This is a genomic window from Rosistilla oblonga, from assembly GCF_007751715.1.
GTDB lineage: Bacteria > Planctomycetota > Planctomycetia > Pirellulales > Pirellulaceae > Rosistilla > Rosistilla oblonga.
In genome coordinates this window covers 3,937,238-3,957,117 of sequence record NZ_CP036292.1, presented here as the reverse complement: position 1 = coordinate 3,957,117, position 19,880 = coordinate 3,937,238, and the positions used below count along the sequence as shown (strand labels likewise).

General features: G+C 57.3%; 11 protein-coding genes. 7 read left to right on the top strand and 4 right to left on the bottom strand.

Annotation, left to right across the window (positions count from 1 at the left end; genetic code table 11):
* Positions 1-94: 94 nt before the first annotated feature.
* Entirely contained in the window at positions 95-1,105 is a 1,011-nt protein-coding gene (locus tag CA51_RS14000; RefSeq protein ID WP_231746195.1) for a sigma-54 interaction domain-containing protein, read from the top strand.
* A gap of 98 nt (positions 1,106-1,203) precedes the next feature.
* Here the strand turns inward: CA51_RS14000 and CA51_RS13995 are convergent, their stop codons facing one another.
* Positions 1,204-3,378 (bottom strand): alpha-amylase/4-alpha-glucanotransferase domain-containing protein, encoded by a 2,175-nt coding sequence (locus tag CA51_RS13995; RefSeq protein ID WP_145121578.1) that lies wholly within the window; start codon positions 3,376-3,378, stop codon positions 1,204-1,206.
* Between the two features lie 223 nt (positions 3,379-3,601).
* Between CA51_RS13995 and CA51_RS13990 the strand changes: the two genes are divergently transcribed.
* Positions 3,602-4,447, top strand: coding sequence for a tetratricopeptide repeat protein (locus CA51_RS13990; RefSeq protein ID WP_197451180.1), 846 nt, complete (start codon positions 3,602-3,604; stop codon positions 4,445-4,447).
* A 68-nt stretch (positions 4,448-4,515) separates the two neighbouring features.
* On the opposite strand, the gene CA51_RS13985 is transcribed toward CA51_RS13990, so the two are convergent.
* Positions 4,516-5,472, bottom strand: a complete 957-nt coding sequence (locus CA51_RS13985; protein ID WP_145121574.1) for a sugar phosphate isomerase/epimerase family protein — start codon at positions 5,470-5,472, stop codon at positions 4,516-4,518.
* A 383-nt stretch (positions 5,473-5,855) separates the two neighbouring features.
* Between CA51_RS13985 and CA51_RS13980 the strand changes: the two genes are divergently transcribed.
* Together CA51_RS13980 and CA51_RS13975 are read left to right on the top strand one after the other, a co-directional pair.
* Positions 5,856-6,401: a hypothetical protein gene (locus tag CA51_RS13980; RefSeq protein ID WP_145121572.1), complete on the top strand. Its 546-nt coding sequence runs from the start codon at positions 5,856-5,858 to the stop codon at positions 6,399-6,401.
* Between the two features lie 317 nt (positions 6,402-6,718).
* The gene (locus CA51_RS13975) at positions 6,719-8,212 is read left to right on the top strand and encodes a cytochrome d ubiquinol oxidase subunit II (RefSeq protein ID WP_145121570.1); all 1,494 of its coding nucleotides are present in this window, start codon (positions 6,719-6,721) and stop codon (positions 8,210-8,212) included.
* Positions 8,213-8,630: 418 nt separating this feature from the next.
* Here CA51_RS13975 and CA51_RS13970 read toward each other — a convergent pair whose 3' ends face one another.
* On the bottom strand, positions 8,631-13,376 hold the full coding sequence (locus CA51_RS13970) for a PVC-type heme-binding CxxCH protein (protein ID WP_231745685.1): 4,746 nt from the start codon (positions 13,374-13,376) through the stop codon (positions 8,631-8,633).
* Positions 13,377-13,757: 381 nt separating this feature from the next.
* Between CA51_RS13970 and CA51_RS13965 the strand changes: the two genes are divergently transcribed.
* Both CA51_RS13965 and CA51_RS13960 read left to right on the top strand, forming a co-directional pair.
* Complete coding sequence (locus CA51_RS13965) at positions 13,758-15,701, top strand: DUF1549 and DUF1553 domain-containing protein (RefSeq protein ID WP_197451179.1); 1,944 nt, start codon at positions 13,758-13,760, stop codon at positions 15,699-15,701.
* A 301-nt stretch (positions 15,702-16,002) separates the two neighbouring features.
* Positions 16,003-16,674, top strand: coding sequence for a LamG domain-containing protein (locus CA51_RS13960; RefSeq protein WP_145124158.1), 672 nt, complete (start codon positions 16,003-16,005; stop codon positions 16,672-16,674).
* Between the two features lie 30 nt (positions 16,675-16,704).
* Here CA51_RS13960 and CA51_RS13955 read toward each other — a convergent pair whose 3' ends face one another.
* Entirely contained in the window at positions 16,705-17,922 is a 1,218-nt protein-coding gene (locus CA51_RS13955; RefSeq protein ID WP_145121564.1) for a 2Fe-2S iron-sulfur cluster-binding protein, read from the bottom strand.
* 365 nt (positions 17,923-18,287) lie between these two features.
* On the opposite strand from CA51_RS13955, the gene CA51_RS13950 reads away from it, so the two are divergent.
* Complete coding sequence (locus tag CA51_RS13950; RefSeq protein WP_145121562.1) at positions 18,288-19,718, top strand: sulfatase family protein; 1,431 nt, start codon at positions 18,288-18,290, stop codon at positions 19,716-19,718.
* Positions 19,719-19,880 lie beyond the last annotated feature (162 nt).

The following is a 19,880-nucleotide window of genomic DNA, read 5'->3' as shown; positions in this document are numbered from 1 at the left end:
GCACGGGTTGGCACGTAGCATGTCATCCTTTGGAATCTCACTCAGCGGGGAAGATGGATCGCCGCTACCCGAGCTGATCGGTACATCGCCTGCGATGCAGGAAGTGTATCGAATCACACGCCGCGTCGCCCAAAGCAAGGCGTCGGTCTTGCTGCTGGGCGAGACTGGAACGGGGAAGGAGTTGATCGCGACGGCGATCCACCGTTTAAGTCGCCGAGCCAACGGCCCGTTTGTCCGCGTCAACTGCGGCGCGCTTAGCGAAAGTCTGCTGGAGAGCGAGCTGTTCGGGCACGTTCGCGGATCGTTTACCGGTGCGGTTAACAATCGGACCGGACGTTTCGAAGCGGCTCATAGCGGCACGATCTTTTTGGACGAGATCAACAGCACGACGCTCGAACTGCAAGTCAAGCTGTTGCGCGTCCTGCAGGAGCGCGAATTCGAACGCGTCGGCGATACGCAAACCATCTCGGTCGATACCCGCGTGATCGCTGCGAGCAACCGCGAATTGGCGAACGAAGTCAGCGAAGAACGCTTTCGCGAGGATCTCTACTGGCGGCTGAACGTCGTGCCGATCGAGATCCCACCGCTCCGCGATCGCCGCGAGGATATTCCCGCGTTGGTCGCTCACTTTCTGAATATCTACAGCGAAGCAAACGATCGGTATGTGACACACATCCAGCCCGAATCGATCGAAGCGATGCAGAGCTACCATTGGCCGGGGAATGTCCGCGAGTTGCAAAACTACGTCGAGCGCGCCGTCGTGATGGCCGAAGGGGATGAATTGACGGTCGAGTTGCTGCCGGCGGAGGTGACCGGGCAACGCAGTGGCGGATCGCGACGGACATCGTTTGGCCCGGCCGACCTCGATTCGATGACGGTCGATGTTGTCGAGCAGGGGCTCAGCGAATTAGCCGACGACAAAACGAATCTGCATTCCAAGATCGTCGATCGCATCGAACGCGAACTTATCAACCAAGTGCTGCAGGCCTGCGGCGGCGTCCAAAAGCAAGCGGCTGCCCAATTGGGAATCAACCGCAACACGCTGCACAAGAAGATCAAAGACTATCAATTGACCAAAGACGACGACAACGATAACAACAGCTGATCGCTGTCGTCGGTCGGATTCTTGGTCGTGCTCAGCATCGGTTCAACGCGGCGCGACCTGCCCTGCGATGCCGCGCCTGACGCTTGGCGGGCGTTGGATCAAACAACAACCGCTTGGTCGACATCGTTTTGCTGCGAGCTGGGCTTGGCATTTCGATCGCGGATCGACAACCGCATCGTTACCGCCCAGCGGTTTTCCGACTCGCAGTTGATGATCCAGTGCGGCATCACGCAGACGCTCTGATGCACCAATTCGAAACCACCTTCGCTCTGGCTGACCGTTTCGACAGGGAAGGCCCACAGCCCGCTGGGCCGATCGATCGAGAGCCCGATATCGATGCCCAACCACTCGTCGGTCAATTGGATCCCCGCCGCATCGTGCAGGTCCAATTTTTTACCTAGTTGCCCCAAACGATTGCCGTCGCGATCGCTGAAGTAACGATCGTCAGCTCCCGCGGGAAGGCCCGCAAAATTCAGTTCGATCGCGAAGTGTAGCGGTCGATTTTTGGGAAGGTCTTCCAACAGGTAAGCGATCTCCAGTTCATCGCTTCCGCCAGCCATCGTGACAGCTTTGGTGATCGACAGCGGGATTCCCCACGCGTTGCCATTGCGACGCATCTGAACTTGGATTCGATCGGCCGCCCGACGCAGCTTCGTTTCGTAGGGAAGGTCGACAAAGTCGCCGCGTTCGATCGCATCGGCTTTGCTGACCGCGTCGATCGTTGCGTCTTCGTCCAGAAAGTGATCCATCAACGACTTCCGCGGATAGCGGTCGTATTGCAGCAACTGGTCCAAGCCAGCCTGCTTAAAGACAACGCGGTCGTGGATGCTGGCGACCGAATCGCCGTCGACGCTCGGCCCGGCCATCACCTTCCGGTGGTAGGCTTCGGGTTGACGCTGCATCGTCGCCAACAGGTTGTGCGCCGTCGACCGCATGTCGAGTTCGTACATCCGACCGCCGCGAGCCGGTGCGAACCAGGCGACCATTTGATCGCCGGACAATCGGACTTCTTGGTCGCCGTCGAAGTTGTAGTCTTCAACGGTTGCTTCGACCCACTGCGTCGTACCGTAACGCTGTTGGTTAAGGATGTTGTCCGCCGAGATCAGGTGCTGATAGACCGCGTTGCGGAGATGCGGAAGGTAGATGCCGCCGAATGCGCCGTGCCAGTAGGAGCAATTGCATTGGCCGCGGTACAGGTGATCCGCTGCGGCGTTCCAAGCTTCCGGTTCGATGTCCCCTTTCATGTCGGCAAGACGTCGGCTGACCGAAAGCATCCGCGAATACATCTCGTTCGCTTCGGTATATTTGACTTTAAAGTTGCGCCAGAAACCGCCGCGAACAAACGGTTGGATCGCTTCCCATCGCTCGGGATCGCTGCGCAGTTCCCGCGTTGCGTCTTCGTATTGCACCTGCTGGCCGACAGGCAGCGCCCATTCGGTCATCTCGCGATAGCTGCAATCGGGCAGATAGATCTTGCCTTTGGGCGGCGTGCTGTCGATAGCTTCCGCCAAAGTGCTCGTTGCGAGCCAATCGCGGTTGTCGGTCAGCGCGGTGAAGAAACGAGACAACCATCCGTCGGCGTAGACGTGCTGTTGCGTGTCGGGCCAAGTGCCAAACTTCTCTCCGTCGTCGCCGAAGACAAACAGACTGCCCGGGTGTTGGTCGGCTACGCCGCGGATGTAATCGATCGTTTGATCGACTGGCGCAAACGGGATCAGATAGCGCAGTTGTTCGCTGCCGGGGAAGACCCGCAACATACGGCCGTCCTCTTCGGTGACGTAATATCCGGTCAGCTGGTCTTTCGGCAGTCCCGCGGCGTGGAAGTGGAAATCGTCCAACACCGTGTATCCGATCCCCGCATCGGCGATATCGCTGGCAAAGTGCGATTCCCAAACGCGCTCGGGAGTCCACATGCCGGCGACTTTGGTCCCTAGGTGCTCCTGGATCCATTGCGAGTAGGCGCGGATTTGCCCGATCCGATCGCGGCTGGGGAGCATCGACAGGATCGGTTCGTAGATCGGCCCGCCGATGATCTCAACGCGGCCTTGCTGGACGAGAGCACGAACTCGTTGGAGATATTCGGGGTGTCGATCGGCCAACCACAGCATCAACGGCCCGCTTGTATGCAGCGAGATCCGCAACGCGTCGAACGGCTCGAAGACATCCAAGAATGGCAGGTAGCTGTCTTGATAGGCCTGCTCGAATACACCGTCGAAGTTTCCGATCGGTTGATGGTTGTGAAGGACCAAACAAAGTTGAGCGGTAGGCGGCATGGTATCTTGCTAGCGTGTGGATGTGGGTGTCGCAGACATTCCAATTCAAACAGTTATGACAGTTCTGTCAAATTTGTCGATCGTCTCGTCTCTTCGCTTATCGGCACTGTCGGCACAATCCGATAGCTTTTCTGGGGGTGTTTGCTTAGCTCTCGATGCCGACGCCCTGCCCGGCTCGCGAGCGGCTGTGGCCAGCAGCGGTTCAATTTGGCAGAATGGGGGAATGAATAATCCAACATTGATTGAAACAACCGACGCGACGTTCGAACTCGATGTATTAGAGCGGAGCCGGACCGTTCCGGTGGTCGTCGATTTCTGGGCCGATTGGTGCCAGCCGTGTCGAGCGCTCGCGCCGCTTTTGGAAAAGCTGGCCGAAGAGTTTGCCGGCTCGGTGATCGTCGCCAAAGCAAATACAGATGACTGCCAGCAGGCCGCCAGCGAATTTGGAGTCTCCGGAATTCCGGCACTCTTCGGTGTCGTCGACGGTACGATCGTCGATGGTCTGCAAGGAGCGGTCAGCGAAGAGGTGTTGCGCGTCTTCTTTCGGCGGATGGTTTCCGCAGCGGAGTTTCGAACCGCGATGCAGATCGAAGATACCGATCCCGCAGCAGCCTTGGCCACCTACGATAAGATGCTCGAGGATGATCCAGAAAACCTTCCCGCAAAGATCGGTCGTGGGCGGGCGTCGCTAGCCGCTGGGGATGTCGCCACGGCAACTCAGATTCTGGAAGAGCTGGAAGCACGCGGGTTTCTCGAACCCGAAGCGGAACAGCTGAAGTCGCGACTGTCGCTCGCCGCCTCGGTCCCCGCGGGCGATCTGCAGGAACTGGAAAAGCAACTGGCCGCCGACCCAAGCAACTCTCCTCTGAAGATCGAAGTCGCTCGCAAGCAGGCAGCGGCGGGCAGTTTTCAAGCTGCATTGGATCTCGCCTTGGAAGTGGTGGAAGCGACGCATGGAGACGATCGCGACCAAGCTCGACTGCTGATGATCGATATCTTCCGCACGCTTCCCGATGATTCGCCGTTGACGGGCGAATACCGCCGGAAACTTGCGTCGGCGCTTTATTAAGCCTCGGATCGCATCAGCAATTCGACAAATAAGCGGGATCGATTTTGCATCGATCCCACAGCAGTGCGTTATGCCGGTACGCGTGGAAACGCGGCTCGCATCAGTTCAAGGCTCTTGGGAATTGCAGTGCGATAATCCTCCATGCCCTCGAACTCCAGCGAGATGTACCCGCGGTAGTTGTGCTTCTGCAGAATCTGTCCGATCCGCGGATAATCGAGATCCAGCGAATACCATTGCCCGCCACCGAAGTAGGTTTTCGCCTGAACGAAAACCGTCTTATCCGCGATCTTCTCCAGTCGCTCGTAGGGCTCTTCGAGGAAGTTCCCCGTATCGGTGGTGATCTGCAACCAAGGGGAATCGACCGCGTCGACGATTCGCAAGATGCCTTCCGGCGTCAGCCCCAAGCCCCAATGGTTTTCTAACGCCAATACGACGCCACACTTCTCCGCCGTCGGGATGCACGCCTCCAACGCTTCGATCACCCAAGGGAATGCGTCTTCGTCGGTATATCCTGGCAGCGGTGATTCGATGCCACGGTTTTTCATCAACGCATCGAAACTGCCCGACGTTCCCCATCGGCCTGTGTTGACTCGCATCGTCGGAATCCCCAACTTGTACGCGACCTCGATCTGGCCAATCGTCCGATCGGTATTCTCCTTTCGCAATTGGCGATCGGGCGTAACCCAGCCCTGATGTGTCGATAGACCTACCAAAGGTAAACCTAGACGCAGCGCATGGCGTTTGTAGCTCATCAGCTTCGAATGACTGAGCATCTCGTTCTGTTCGAGTTGATAAAGCAGCAGTTCGACACCGTCGAAACCCATCTCGTCGGCGATGTCGATGCACTTGTGAAAGTCACGCAGTTCATCGTTGCGGAACCGCCACAGCGAATAGGTTGACAGCGCGATCGGATGCGAGCTCCGCGGGCCGGCGACCGCTGCGGGAGTCGCTTGACCGACGGCTTGATGCAGTGGGACTAAGGAACCGGCAGCGAGAGCGGACAAAAACGTTCGGCGTGTGTTCATGACGTTGATTCACTCCATGGTTGTGACGCAGTGACGAGGCTTCGACAGCCGGATGTGAATCGGTCGGCGCCAGGGGATGCCGATCCGCCGCCTACACTCAGCCATTCGTAGCGACCGATTTTAGCATCGCCGCCATCGTGCCGCAGGTTTGCGTGCGTCGGTTGATACCGCAAAAGTGTCTTGGGCGGCGGCGAATTAGCCAATCGCCGATCGCTGGCGAGAAGGTCGACATCTTTGCAAAACGCTACGCAACTGCTGCCCGATGTTGAACGGCAGTTTGGTCGGGAGCAGAATTTCGTGCCGATTGGCTTTTTGCCAACCCGCGGGCTAGAATCTTCGGGTACGAATAAACCATCTCACCGCCCCCTACGGAGTCTTTCAACATGCGACGTTTTGCTTTCCTTGCAGTTTTCACAATCAGCCAAACCTTGGTTTGCTCCTACGGATACGCTGAGAAGGTCGAAGCCTTTGGTGGCGCGATCAAAATGGAAACGCCCGAAGCTTGGAAGTCGGTTCAACCTCGTTCGCGGATCGTGGAAAAAGAATATTCGATCAGCAAAGAAGGCGTCGAAGGATCCGCTCGCTTGACGATGATGGCTGCCGGTGGAGACATCAAGGCGAACATCGATCGCTGGATCGGGCAGTTCACAGCTGCTGATGGCGGTTCGGCGAAGGGATCGGCGAAACAGGAGAAGCTGGACGTCGCGGGGAACGAAGTCCATCTGATCGAACTGCAAGGAACGTTCAAAGAATCGATGGGCGGCGGTCCGTTCGCTCCTGGCAAAACCGTCAAGCGTGAAGATTACGAGATGCTTGGCGCGATCGTCGTCAACGATGGCCGCAAGTTCTTTATCAAAATGACCGGTCCCAAGGCGATCGTCGAAGATCAAAAAGCTGCCTTTAAGGCGATGTTGAAGGGCATTAAGTAGCAGCGTCGTCGCGAGACGACGGTTAGCCGCGGTGGTTGTAGCGAGCCGTTATCACGCGTTTGCGCCCACCGCGACTGTCGAATCGGTCGCGCGGCCAATCAGTCTATAGAATCGCATCGCTCGGCGGGGGCATTCCGTCGGGCGATTTTCGTAGGTACGCTGGAGCGGGGTTTAGCGGTTGTGCCGGTTGGGCGATTCTCGCTCTTTTGAAACCTTCCAATCCGCAGCGGCTTACCTCGGCGAAATGGTGGAGGCGAAAGTATGCTTCACCAATTCAATCGAAACTTCGCATATACACGTCCGACATCGGCGAATCTATGAACATCCATACCTTTCTTGAGCACCACGGTATCAGCCGCAATCCCTTCGCTGAAGAGGATGCCCAAACCGATCCGGTGTTCAAAGAGTTCTGCATCTCCAGCGCCTATCATCCTGTCTGGGATAAGGTCTATGGAGATCCATCGGAACCGAGCACGGCGATCGTGTTTGGAGCCAAGGGGGCGGGCAAGACCGCGATCGGTTTGCAGATCGATAGGCATCTGGATCGCTACAATCGCCAGCACCTGAACAATCGCACATACGTCATCCGCTACGACGACTTCAATCCCTTCCTGGACCATTTCCAGGAACGGTTGCCGCGGCGGTTGGCCAAGAAGCCCGAAAAGACTCTCGACGCCTGGCGGTTGTGGGATCATATCGATGCGATCCTTTGTTTGGGCGTAACGCGGCTTGTCGACCGCGTGTTGGATCAGAACAACGCCAACGATTCGGTGGCGACGGAAGTCCGCGAAGAGGACCTGCGAAAACTCGAGCGACATCAAGCTCGCGATCTGCTGTTGCTGTCGCTGGCTTACGACCAATCGACCGGCGAATCCTTTTCCGATCGGTGGAACGGGCTGCGGAAAAAGCTGGGCTATCGCAATTGGTCTGTCCGCTGGGATTTCTGGTTGGCAATTGCTGGCCTGGTTGTCGCGTTAGTCCTGTCGGGCTGGCTCGCCTATTCCGAACGCCTCAGTCTCGGTTGGTCTGCCGTCGTGTTCCTGTTGGTCAGTTTCGCCGGTTCGGCACATTACAAGCTGCGCTGGCTGCGTTGTTGGTGGATGGCTCGCGGGATCCGCAAGCACATGCGAGTTGGCAAGCGGGATACCCATACACTGCACAAGACTCTGCTTTCGATTCCGTATAGCGAACTGGCCAGTCAGCCGCTGCCGCGATTTGATCGCACCGATGACCGTTATGAAATGCTCAGCAAATTTCAGTCGGTGTTGGCTCGTTTGGGCTTCTCCGGCGTGATCGTACTGATCGACCGTGTCGACGAACCGCACCTGTTGGGTGGCAAGCCGGAACTGATGCGTCGCTTTGTTTGGCCGCTGTTGGACAACAAGCTGTTGAAGCATTCGGGTGTTGGGCTGAAGCTGCTGTTGCCGCAGGAATTGCATCGCGATGTCGAACGCGAAACGCGGGAGTTCCACGAACGGGCACGGCTTGATAAACAGAACCTGATCCCGAGCTTTCACTGGACTGGCGAAGCGCTCTACGACCTCGCACAGTCGCGTTTGATCGCGTGTGCGGCGGAGGGGCAAACGCCTGAGCCACGCAACCTGTTCGACGACAACATCTCGTACGAACGTCTGTTAGCCGCAATGCAATCGTTGCGCGTCCCACGGCATCTGTTCCGCTTCCTCTATCGCGTGTTGGTTGAACACTGCAACAAATACACCGATTCGGATCCGCACTACAAAATCGACGCCAATACGTTTGAAACGACGCTCGCGGTCTACATGAAAGACCTCGACAGCATCGGCGGTTGAGAAGGACCGGCGGTTGAGAAACGTTGGTAGCGGAACTCGTCAAGAGTTTCGAATTCCGTGGATCTAACGTCTCCACGCCCCACTACCATCTGCGATCCCTGCGGGATCATCTCGCGTTGGGGGCCTCGGGTTCCGGAGGTGCGCCGCTGCGCGGCGACCTCCGGCTACCATCTGCAATCCCTGCGGGATTTGGTGCGCATCGATCGCGGCCGCGAAGCGGCTCCAGAAGGTAGCCGGTGGTTTGAGCGCAGCGAATACCACCGGTAACCGATTCGCGATATCGAACGCCGCCCCCGACGGGGGCGCATATCGATCTGTGCTCCCTGCGGGAGCGATTGCGCGCGTACGTCGTGTACCGGAGGTGCGCCGCTGCGCGGCGCCCTCCGGCAACCATCTTCGATCACTGCGGGATGCGGCCCTATTTGCCGTAGATAACGCCTTGGAACAGGTGGAACGTTCCTTTGCCATCGAGGCCGATGCGGACGTATTTTGCTCGCGTGCCGGCGGGCAGATCGATCGAATACGTTCCGGCTGGTTTCTCCGCGGCCCAGACCTTTTGATAGTCCTTGCCGTCGGTAGAGGTCCAAACCGTCAAGCCTTCAGCTCGCTCGTGGAACTGACTGTCCAAGCGGTTCTTCAACTCGATGTGGCGAACTTCCGATTCCTTAGCCAACCGAATCGTTAGCGCCGGTTTATCGGCATCGTGCTGCGAATGGAAACTGAAATCCCATTTCTCTCGCTTCAACGGATTGAGGAATAGGTGGACATCGTTGTTCCAATCGCGGTTGCCAAACGCGTCGCCCAATTTCACTTCGGCGTCGCGCGAGATCTCTTTGAACTCACCGTGAGTTCGCATGGGCGGCGGGTTCTTATCGGTGCTGCGGATCCAGCCATCATCGCTCTTCGAAAATGCAACATCCTTTTGGTTTTGCAAATAAGCGATCAGGTCGAGGAATTCGACAGGGGCGATCGTTTTCACTAAGCCTTCCGGCATCGAGCTCGCCTTCATCGGCTTGCGGATGTCGATGTCATCCTTCAACACGTCGATCTGCTTGCCATTGGCGATTCCCAACGACAACGTCTCGTCGTCCTCGCTCAGGATGAAGCCGTTGTGCGTTGCACCGTCGATCGTCAGGACCATCACCGTTTCGTATCCCTTGGAGATCTCCTCGTTGGGCATGATGATCGAAGTGATGATCTTTTCCAGATCGAATCGGCGGCCGATGTCGCTCAGGTCGGGGCCAAATTTCTTGCCGACATCGCCGACCATGTGACACGCCGAACAGACGCGTTTGAAGACCTCGACGCCACGGCCGGCATGGCCGCCTTTCAGCTTCGCCAGTTGGCGGATCGCGTTCTTGCGGTCCTTTTCCGAAGCGTCGACGTCGTCGGCAACTTCCAACGGCAGCACCGCCGCGCCGCCGGGACCGTTGAGTTTACGGAAGCGATCGAAGTGCTTGGCTGCGGCTTCGGAGCTGTTTGCCAAAAAGCCTTCGGTCCCCTCGCCCGACTTCCATGCAGGTTCCAACGCGTGCAGCGTATGTTCCAGAGTGTAATCGAGCCAATAGTCCATCGGCTGGTCGACAGCCTTCAGTGCCAATTCGGTCGCTTCAACGCTTCCCAGGAAGCTCAACCCGCGGACGGCTTCCAAACGAACACGCGGGTTCGGATCGGTAACGCCCTTGGCTAGATAGTCCTTCGCGTTCGGAATCCGCTCCATCTCGTTGGTGATCGTGTGGATCGCCGCGGCGCGAGCGCGATATTCATCGGTTGCCAGGATCTTGTCCAACAGATCGGTATCGACGTCGCGGAAGCTCTCTTGGATCCACATCGCTTCGCACAACTGTTTGGGATCGTCGACGCCATCGATCCACTTGTCGATCGCGGCGTAGACCTCTTCCTTCTCGTGATCGCGAATTTCGCGACGGACCCGATAGCGAGTTCGCAATTCGTAGGTCTTCAGTTGTTCCAGCAATTCGTCGATCGATTTGCCAGCTTGCGTGATCGGTTCCAACAGCGGTTTGTTCTCATAAACCAAGCGGAAGATGCGGCCGTGTTGGTGATCGCGATTCGGGTCGCGCTGCGAATATTGCATGTGACCGATCAGTGCGTTGCACCAGTCGCCAAACCACAACGCTCCGTCGGGGCCAATCTTCGGATCGACAGGTCGGAAGACCATGTCGGTCGACGACAGCAGGTCTTCGACGCGTTCTCCTTCGAAACCGGCTCCATCCGCTTCGTCGCGAACGTTAAAACGAGGCATGCCGTGCATGTTGATCACACAGGCATAGATGAACTGGCCTTGAACGTCGTCGGGGAATTGACGCGACCACAGGAATTCGTTGCCGACCGCGGGACGCATCCCTTGGTTGTCGAAGACCGGATTCATCGTCCGGCGCGTGTTGACTTCCAATCCGGAAAGTGGACTCACCCAGTGTTGTTTAGCGTTGGTACCGTCGCCGACGATCCCGTTGCCCCATTCGTCAAAGACGAGACACCATGGGTTGCCGTAACCAGGCGTGCGGTAGTGGCTGAACTTCAGCGAATGCAGGTCGAAGATGTAACCACCGCTGGTTCCCTTGTTGCGGAACGGGCCCCATGGGGTTTCGAGCGTCGTCGATAGCGCGACGCCTTCGAGCATGTGCAACAAGCCGCCGTGAGAGAACTCCCACGCGCCCATCGTATGGTGCGTGTCGTCGGTCGCGATGCCATCGATGAGCGGCGTGACTTCGTCGGCGCGGTCGTCGCCATCGGTATCCTTGAGGAACAAAATCCGTGGTTCGTCGACGACCAACACGCCACCGTTCCAGAATTCGAAGCCGGTTGGGCAGATAAGTTTGTCGTAGAACGGCGTGCACTTATCCGCTTTACCATCGCCATCGGTATCCTCGAAGATCAGCAAGCGATCGCTGGGCTTCGCCGAACCGGGCTGCCACTGGGGATAATTGGCCATGCAGGAGACCCACAGTCGTCCGCGGCTATCGAAGGCGATCTGATTCGGGTTGGCCAGTTCGGGGAACTCGCGTTCGGAGGCGAACAGTTCGACCTTAAACCCTTCGGGAACCGTCATCATCTCGATCGATTCTTCGGGCGATGGGTATTTGATCTCCTCGGGTTCACGCATCTTGCGGAAGTTTTCGTCTCGCGTGCCGAACATCGTTTCAGGCGTATAGACTTCGCCGGTGTTCGAATCATCGGGCTGATCGGCAACCGGTCGCCCGGCGGCCAGGTCCCAGACGTATTGGTCGCGGACTGCAACGATGTTGCGGATCTTGCGATATTCGGTCGGGAAGGTTTCGGTATCCCAGGTGCGGCGCCCGCCATAGACGTACCAACCGTTGAGCATCCGATAATCTTGCAAGTGGTACCACGATTTGTCGTTCACCCATTTGCGAACCTCTTGGAACTTGCTGGCGTCGACGCCCAACGGGTGCTCGCCATCGAACAGGCTCTCGTCGAGCAATTCGCCCATCAAGCGATCGCCTTGTTCGTTCAGGTGCACGCCGTTGATCGTGAATTGATTGCCAGGCGTCTTGGCAAATTCTTCGCTCGTTTTGGTGTGCAGATCGACGAAGCTGTGTCCGTCGGCGGCAGCCATTTTGGCGATCGCGGCGGTATAAGCCGCAAGATTCTTGTTCTCTTCGACACCATCGGGCTGCAATGGATTTCCGGTCGCTTCGAAGCCAACCGGGCTGACCAATACAAACGTCGGTTGCTTGCCATCTTTGGCAAACTTCGCCTTCATCGTTTCGATGTACTTGCGGTAATCGGCCATAAAACGCTCGATCGCGGCAGGTTCGCGGCCTTGGAAAGACTCGTTGAATCCGAAGAAGCAGAGAAACATGTCAGGGGCAAAAACAACCATCGGGTCGTCGATGGTCGTGTAGCTGCCGGGACGCTGTTGATTGGCGACTTCATCGGCGGGCCAACCGAAGTTGCGGAAGATGAGTTCCTTTTCGGGAAACCGCGTTTGCAGCAGCGTCTCGAAATTGCCGTATTGGTTCATCCCTTCGGCCAGCGCGTTGCCGACGACTGCGATCCGTTGACGCTTCTTCAGTGGGAGCGATCCGGCATTGTCAGCCGCAGCGGCGACGGGGTTGGTCGGCCGGAAATCCCAAGCGGGACTTCCCTTGGGATCGGGCATCGCTGGCGATTTGCCGAGCCCAAAATCGCTCGGCTGCAGGTCGGCGTTTTTCCAATAATCCTTCTCGCGAATGAACCCGAAGAAGCTTGGATAAAAAGGATCGACGTAAGCGACGTCGGCTTGTTTGGGCACTTCGTTTCCGGTCAGGAAATAAGCTGCGTTGACAAGCATCCGGCGGAGATCTTCATCGACCAGATCGACCGCTGCGCCGGCGGTGGTGCAAAACGATTTGCCCTGCGTTCCGTTGGGAGCTTCGTAGGTGTGCAACCAGGCAAACGGTTGCATTGGATCGTTCTTCTCTCCGTCGACATTAGGCGATTTGGGATCGAGCGATTCGGTCACGGCGCCACGCATCAGAATTTGGTCGGCGTCGGTCAGGTGAATGACTCCATAGACATCGCTGGGAGCAAAGATCTCTTCGACCGAATTCAAGATCGGGTGATCGGCGGACGACTTTTCGATCACGCCTCGGGCACCTTCCGACTTGTGTTTGCCGTGGTGGCTGACCCATTGTTCGCCAAGGATCTTGCGTCCCCATTCGGCAAAGCTGATCTTGTCGCCGAAGCTCCCCTTGCCGTTGAAGGCATGCGTGGCGGTGCGGATGCCGATGACTGGCTTGCCGGCGTTCATGAACTTGGTCAGATGAGCGGCTTCTTCCGGACGCGGCGCTCGGAAACGAGTGCCGATGATCATCAGATCGGCGGTATCGAGTGCCGCCAGACCGGTCAGGCCAGTCGAATTATTGGGATCGATGTAGCTGCCGTCGTCGGACAACGAGAAGACGACTGTGCACTTGAAGCCATGCTTTTGGCTCAAGATCTTCCCCAACATCGGCATCGATTCTTCGCTGCGATACTCTTCGTCCCCAGCGACCAAAACGATCTCGCCGACCTGCTTGCCGACGGCATCGAAGACCAATGTCGGCTCGTCACCAGAGGCCCCCGAGCAGATGCTGGCAACCAGCAGTGCGGGTGCCGCGAGCCATGGGAACCGATGGTTCCACGCGGAGAATAACTTCATATACGTAGCCTTTATGTCGTTGTTGGGCGTTGGGAAGAAAGTCCGCCTAATGCTGTGTCTTGGGGTGGATTGGGCGGCGGACGCGAATCCGATCCGTGCGTTATAAGGGCGTGTCAAATCGGAGACAGATGGAATTTGATTATACATGCCACCTTGAATGTTTGAAGCAACCGGAGGCTCAATCCCGAGGAGTGGGTATTGAATATGACGGCTGTATGTCTTTGCCGACGTCGCGGATTGCGACAAATTTTTTCCCAATTCGCCATCCCCCTCTTGCCAGGCTATATACTGGGCCCCTGGGCTGTATCAAACGGATTAGCGAATCACAGCGCTCTCCTCTCCTCCGGCAGCCGCTCCTCTGACGCCATGGTGAAACCCGATATGAATCGCACACGCTGCTGTTTCTCGTTGCTCTCGGTTTTTCTGCTCGCTCTGCTTTTTGTGCAACCGGCGGTTTTGAACGCTCAGACTGCCAAACAGCGCGCCAAAGCGCTCAATGCAGCTCGCAAGAAAGCCGCCGCGGAGAAAGCCAAGCCGCCAAAGATCGTGTTGCCGATCGATAAGGCTCCGCGGACCGAGGTGACAGTGACTCCTGTCGATCCGGCGCGGAAGCATCGGATGAAAACCGTTGCCTTGCAGATCGATCAGATCGTTGTCGAACATCTACGTTCTAAGGGAGCCAGAGCAAATCCGCCGGTCTCGGATGAGGTCTTTCTAAGGCGGATCTATTTGGACATCACTGGCACGATTCCTACGCTGGAACAGGCCGAGGCGTTTTTGAAATCGACGGCACCCGACAAGCGGTCGGCGTTGATCGACGAACTGCTGAACTCACCCGGCTATGCCAGCCATCATTACAACTACTGGGCTGACGTCCTGCGGATCGTCGACAAACCCGATGGCAACAACTACCTGCGTCCCTACGGTGACTGGATCAAGAAGTCTTTGCGAGACAACACGCACTGGAACGTCATGGTCCGGGAGATGCTGACCGCCGAGGGGAAGGTCTGGGAGAATCCGGCGGCTGGTTACAAGTTGCGGGACGACGGGATGCCGTTGGACAATCTGAACAACACCGTACGCATCTTCTTGGGAACGCGTATCGGTTGCGCCCAGTGTCACGATCATCCGTTCGACCGTTGGACGCAACGAGAGTTCTACGAATTGGCGGCCTTTGAAGGGGGAGTTCGCACGCGAAAATACGATCGCGAATTGACGATGGCTCAAAAACAGGCGACGCAGAGTTCCGATCGCCGATTGATTGGCCAAGTCAATCGGTTGGTGAATTTGAATCGCAAGGAGGTGATCGAGACGGAGGCCAAGCTGCGTTTCCCACACGATTACGCCTACGACGATGCGAAGCCGAAGCAGTTGGTCGAACCCAACGTGATCTTCGGTTCGATGCCGCGGCTGGACGGAAGCAGTTCGCGACGGGAAGCCTTCGCCGCTTGGTTGACCGCCAACGATAACCCTCGATTTGCGTTGACGATTGCGAATCGGATGTGGCAGCGGGTGATCGGCGTCGGCTTGATCGATCCGGTCGATGACATCACCGAAGACACCTCGCCATCGATTCCCAAGCTGATGGACCTGTTGGTGTCGGAGATGAAGCGACTCGATTACGACCTCAAAGAGTTTCTTCGCATTCTCTATAACACGCACATTTACCAACGCCAGTCGACGGTGATCGACCCCGAGGATCCAACCGCTGAATATTTGGTGACCGGTCCCGTGATGCGGCGGATGTCGGCCGAACAGGTCTGGGATTCGATGCTGACGCTGACGTTGGAGAATCCCGATTCGTTGATCCGACACAACGATGAAAGCTACTGCGACGCAATTGCATTGCCCCCCGCCGTCACCGCGGCTCAATTGGTTTCGACCTACCCCCGGATGATTGAATACAGCCGCGAGGAACGGGCGACCGATCGGATGATGGAATACAAGCGAATCGTGCTGCGTCGAGCGTCGGAGTTGCCGCAACCGGTTCCCGCCGATCATTTTTTGCGTCAGTTTGGACAGAGCGATCGAAACATCATCGGTAACAATTCGACAGAAGGAACGGTCCCTCAATTGTTGACGATGTTCAACGGTCCAGTGACGCACATGATGTTGGAACCGGGGTCGCTGTTGGTCGACAAGGTGACGAGCCGCGATTCGTTAAACGATCGGATCGAGACAATTTTCTTGAGCATTCTTAGCCGGTATCCGACCGAGGATCAGAGCCGCTTGGCCAAGCAGATCGTTGTCGAATACAAGATTCCCGGGTACGGCGATATCATCTGGTCGCTGCTGAACACGCGCGAGTTCGTTTTCATCCAATAGGCGGTGGTTGGCGTCTGCGTCAGGGATTATCCGCGTTTTCGAGGTGCGTGAAGCCAGCGTTTTTGCAGCTGGCCGCGGCGACGGTTTGCATCCATCGGAGTGGCTGATTTTGTCGTCGGGATAAGTTTTATGGTCCATCGCGGTCCGTCGATCGGTTAGCTCTTGATAAGCCAGACGTATCCAAACTCGATTCCGGTTTCGTTGTTTCTCTCATCCCAACACAGAAAGTCTGCTCATGTTGCTGCGTTCATTGATTGCGTCGCTTTGTGCCACGGTGTGCGTTTCGTTCAGCGGTTCGGTGATGGCGGAAGAGACCGCGACGTTGATCTTCGAAGACGATTTCCAGAGAAACGAGTCGCAGGAACAGACCGATGAGGTTGGCAACGGTTGGAAGACCAACAGCAAAGCGCGAGCCGGTGGCAACAAACAGGTCGACCTCCGCGATGGAGCGATGTACATCTACATCCATGAGACGGCCGATCATGGCGTCTCGGTCGTTCAGCCGGCTGAGTTTCGCGACGGCCGCGTCGACGTGAAGTTCATGCTCGAAGACGATCGGGATTCGCTAGGGTTGAACTTTGCGGATCTGAAGTTCAAAGAGGTCTGGGCGGGGCACCTTTGCCGTGTCGATATCGGGACGAAAGCAGTTGCGATCACCGATCTAAAAACTGGCGTGATGGATTTGAAGATTCGCACGCAACGCAAAGCCGGAACGCTGCCGGCCGAGCAGCAGAAGATGCTTAAGACGAAGACAAAACGGGTCGCCAATAAGCTGGAGACAGGCAAGTGGTATCACGCCGTGGCGACGATCGTTAGCGACACGTTAAGCGTTTCGATCGATGGCAAAGAGATCGCTTCGTTTTCATCGCCCGGGATCGCTCACCCGACCAAGCGGATGTTGCGTCTCGCGGTGAAACGCAACGTCGTCGTCGACGACCTGAAAATCTATTCGCTTGGCGGTGGGAAGAGCTAAGCGGAAAGCGAGCCGCGTTTACGTGAGAAACTACGCGTCGACGACTGTTTCTTCGCTTGGTCGCCCGACACATGGAAGGCACTCATCGTCGTCGATCGGGCTGAACGAAGGGGCTTGATCGTATTGGACTTTCCCCTTGATCAGCTTTTTCAGGCAGGTGCCACAAGCGCCAGCGCGACAGTCGGCGTCCATTTGGACTCCCGCTTTTTCCGCGGCATCCAAGAGGTTGCCGTCGGCGGCGTTAAACGCCAGCTTCTTTCCGCTGCGTCGGAACTCGACAGGGATCGGCTTGCTGGCTTCCCCTTCGACAACTGCGTCCTGCGGTTTGGGACCGCCGAACGATTCGAAGCTCACCGAGTCTTCTGGCACGCCCCATTGAATCAGGGCATCGCTGAGGTTGGTCATGAATTCGGGTGGACCACAAAGATAGTAGCTGCCGATCGGTTGGCCGACGACGCGCGAGATGATATCGATCGTCAAGCGGCCCTTGAGATCGAATCGGTCTCCCGGTGCGGGGCGACTCTGCAAGACAACCAGCGTAAAGAAGGCGTTGTTGCGCTCGAGCTCGCGAAGTTCGTCGACCATCGGGCAGTGGGCTGCGTCGCGCGCCGAAAGGAAGACGATCACCGATCGGCCCGGCTGCATCTTGGTGACATATTTCGCCATGCTGGCCATCGGTGTGATGCCAACACCTGCGGCGATCCCGACGACCAGATCGGTCCGCTTGATATCGAGCACAAAGCGACCGCCGGGGGCTCGTGTTTGGACGGTATCGCCAACCGAGACCGTGTCGTGCAACCAAGCGCTCACCTGGCCATTGTCGATCCGTTTGACTGTGATTTGCAGATGGGATGGCGAGGGAGCGTCGGAGAGCGAATAGCAGCGGGCAGCAACGGGAGCGGCGCCGGGTTCATCGACGCGGCCGACCATCAAAAATTGGCCGGGGACAAACGATGGCATCGGCGAGCCATCGGGATCGGCAAAGACGAAGGTCTTGCAGTCGGCGGAAACCATTTCGGTATGGATCACGCGCAGGCTGCGCCAGCCAGACCATGCCGGAGAAAACGGTCGCGAACGGTCTGCGGCAACGACTTGGTTGGTCAATTGTGAATTCGAACGCGAACACCATTCGCGCCACTGGGCGCGGAGGCGTTGTTGAGCCGTTGCCGTTCCGGTTGCCAAACCGATCAATTGGGCAATGACCGCTAGGATCGTAATGATCCCGATAACCATCAGCATGTTGTCCATGAAAGCTTCACCGCGGCAATGTGCGTAGAACGCTTGTTGTTGTCAGTGTGTACCCAGTCATGCCGCGGTAAACGCAGCCGATCGACCGGAATTATCGTCGTGGGGGCGGCTCTTTCGATTCGTCGGGAATCGGACAAGTCAGAGCAACCCAATTGGGAGTTCAAGACAATCTAGGTTACGTGGTCGCGCGACGCCAAAAAAAACGACTGTTCCCGTCGATCGCTCTACCGCCGGATCGACCGCGCGAAGGTGCAACGCGGCACCTTTGAGGGCTCGTAATGGATCGCGACTTGATATACTGGCGGCAGTTCCCCTTCCACGTCTTTCTTGGTCCACGGATCGCTTCATCGAGGTTGTCGTTCGATATGGCTCGCCTAACCCCTTTATTCGTCCTGTTCTCCTTGTTGGCTTGTTTCGCGAGTGCTTCGGCTGACGAAGCGAAACGTCCCAACATCCTGTTCCTGTTTGCTGACGACCAGGCTTATGACACGGTGGGTGCGTTTGGAAACGAGGAGATTCAAACGCCTTCGTTGGACGAATTGGCAGCTCGCGGGAGCACGTTTACGCATTGCTTTAACATGGGATCGTGGAGCGGAGCGGTTTGTGTCGCCAGCCGTACGATGCTCAACAGCGGTCGGTATGTGTGGAGTGCCAACGCGATCTACGCCAAGAGCGAACAGGAACGCCAGGCGGGGCGATGGTGGAGCGAGTATCTCAAGCAAGCCGGCTACAAGACCTACATGACGGGGAAGTGGCACGTTCGGGCGGACGCGAAGAAATCGTTCGACGACGCGCGTAACGTCCGCGGCGGTATGCCTCAACAGACGCCGACCGGTTACAACCGACCGCTGGCCGACGGCAGCGATCCGTGGTCGCCTTCGGATCCAACATTTGGCGGGTATTGGAAAGGAGGGAAACACTGGAGCGAAGTGGTCGGCGACGACGCGATCGATTTCATCGACGATGCTGCAGGTCAGGAGAAGCCGTTCTTCATGTACGTCGCTTTCAACGCGCCTCACGATCCGCGGCAAAGTCCGCAGGAATATGTCGACCGCTATCCCGTCGATTCGATCTCGGTCCCCAAGGATTTCTTGCCGCTGTATCCGCACAAAGACGCGATCGGTCTGGGCCCATCGCTGCGAGATGAGGCATTGGGGATCTTTCCGCGCACGGAACACTGCGTCAAAGTCCATCGCCAGGAATATTATTCGATCATCACGCACATGGACGCTCAAATCGGGCGGATCCTGGAACGGCTGAAGGCGTCGGGCGTCGCCGACAACACCTGGATCTTCTTCACTGCCGATCATGGATTGGCGTGCGGACATCACGGTCTGATGGGGAAACAGAATATGTACGACCACAGCTTGCGAGTCCCCTTTATGGTCGTGGCTCCAGGCGTCGATGCGGGGCGGCGAATCTCCGCTCCGATTTATTTGCAGGATGTGATGCCGACGACGCTCCAATTGGCGGGCGTCGAAAAGCCGCAGCATGTCGATTTTCAGAGCGTGCTGCCGTTGTTGGATGGTCGGGGGCAACCGCGGCAGGCGATCTACGGAGCGTACCTCGATTTGCAGCGGAGCCTGCGAACCGAGCGTTATAAACTGATCCTTTATCCGAAAGCCAAGGTTGCGCGGTTGTACGATCTGGAACAAGATCCCGACGAGATGAACGATCTCGCCGGCGATGCGGCGGCGCTGCCGATCATGCGGCAGTTGTTTGCCGAATTCCGTCGCCAGCAGGCCAAATTAGGCGATTCCTTGGATTTGAGCGATACGTTTGCGGATCTGATGTAGCGGCGGCGCGGCGGTCGCCGGGCAACACCCCTGTGGCCTTATCAACCGCTTGGCTTATACTGCCGGATCGTTTTTGAATCCAATTCTTGAGACTCTGCCTTGTCGGACCTTTCTCCTGCTGAGAGGTTCGCTGCGGAGTCGGGCGATGCAAGCGGCGATCGG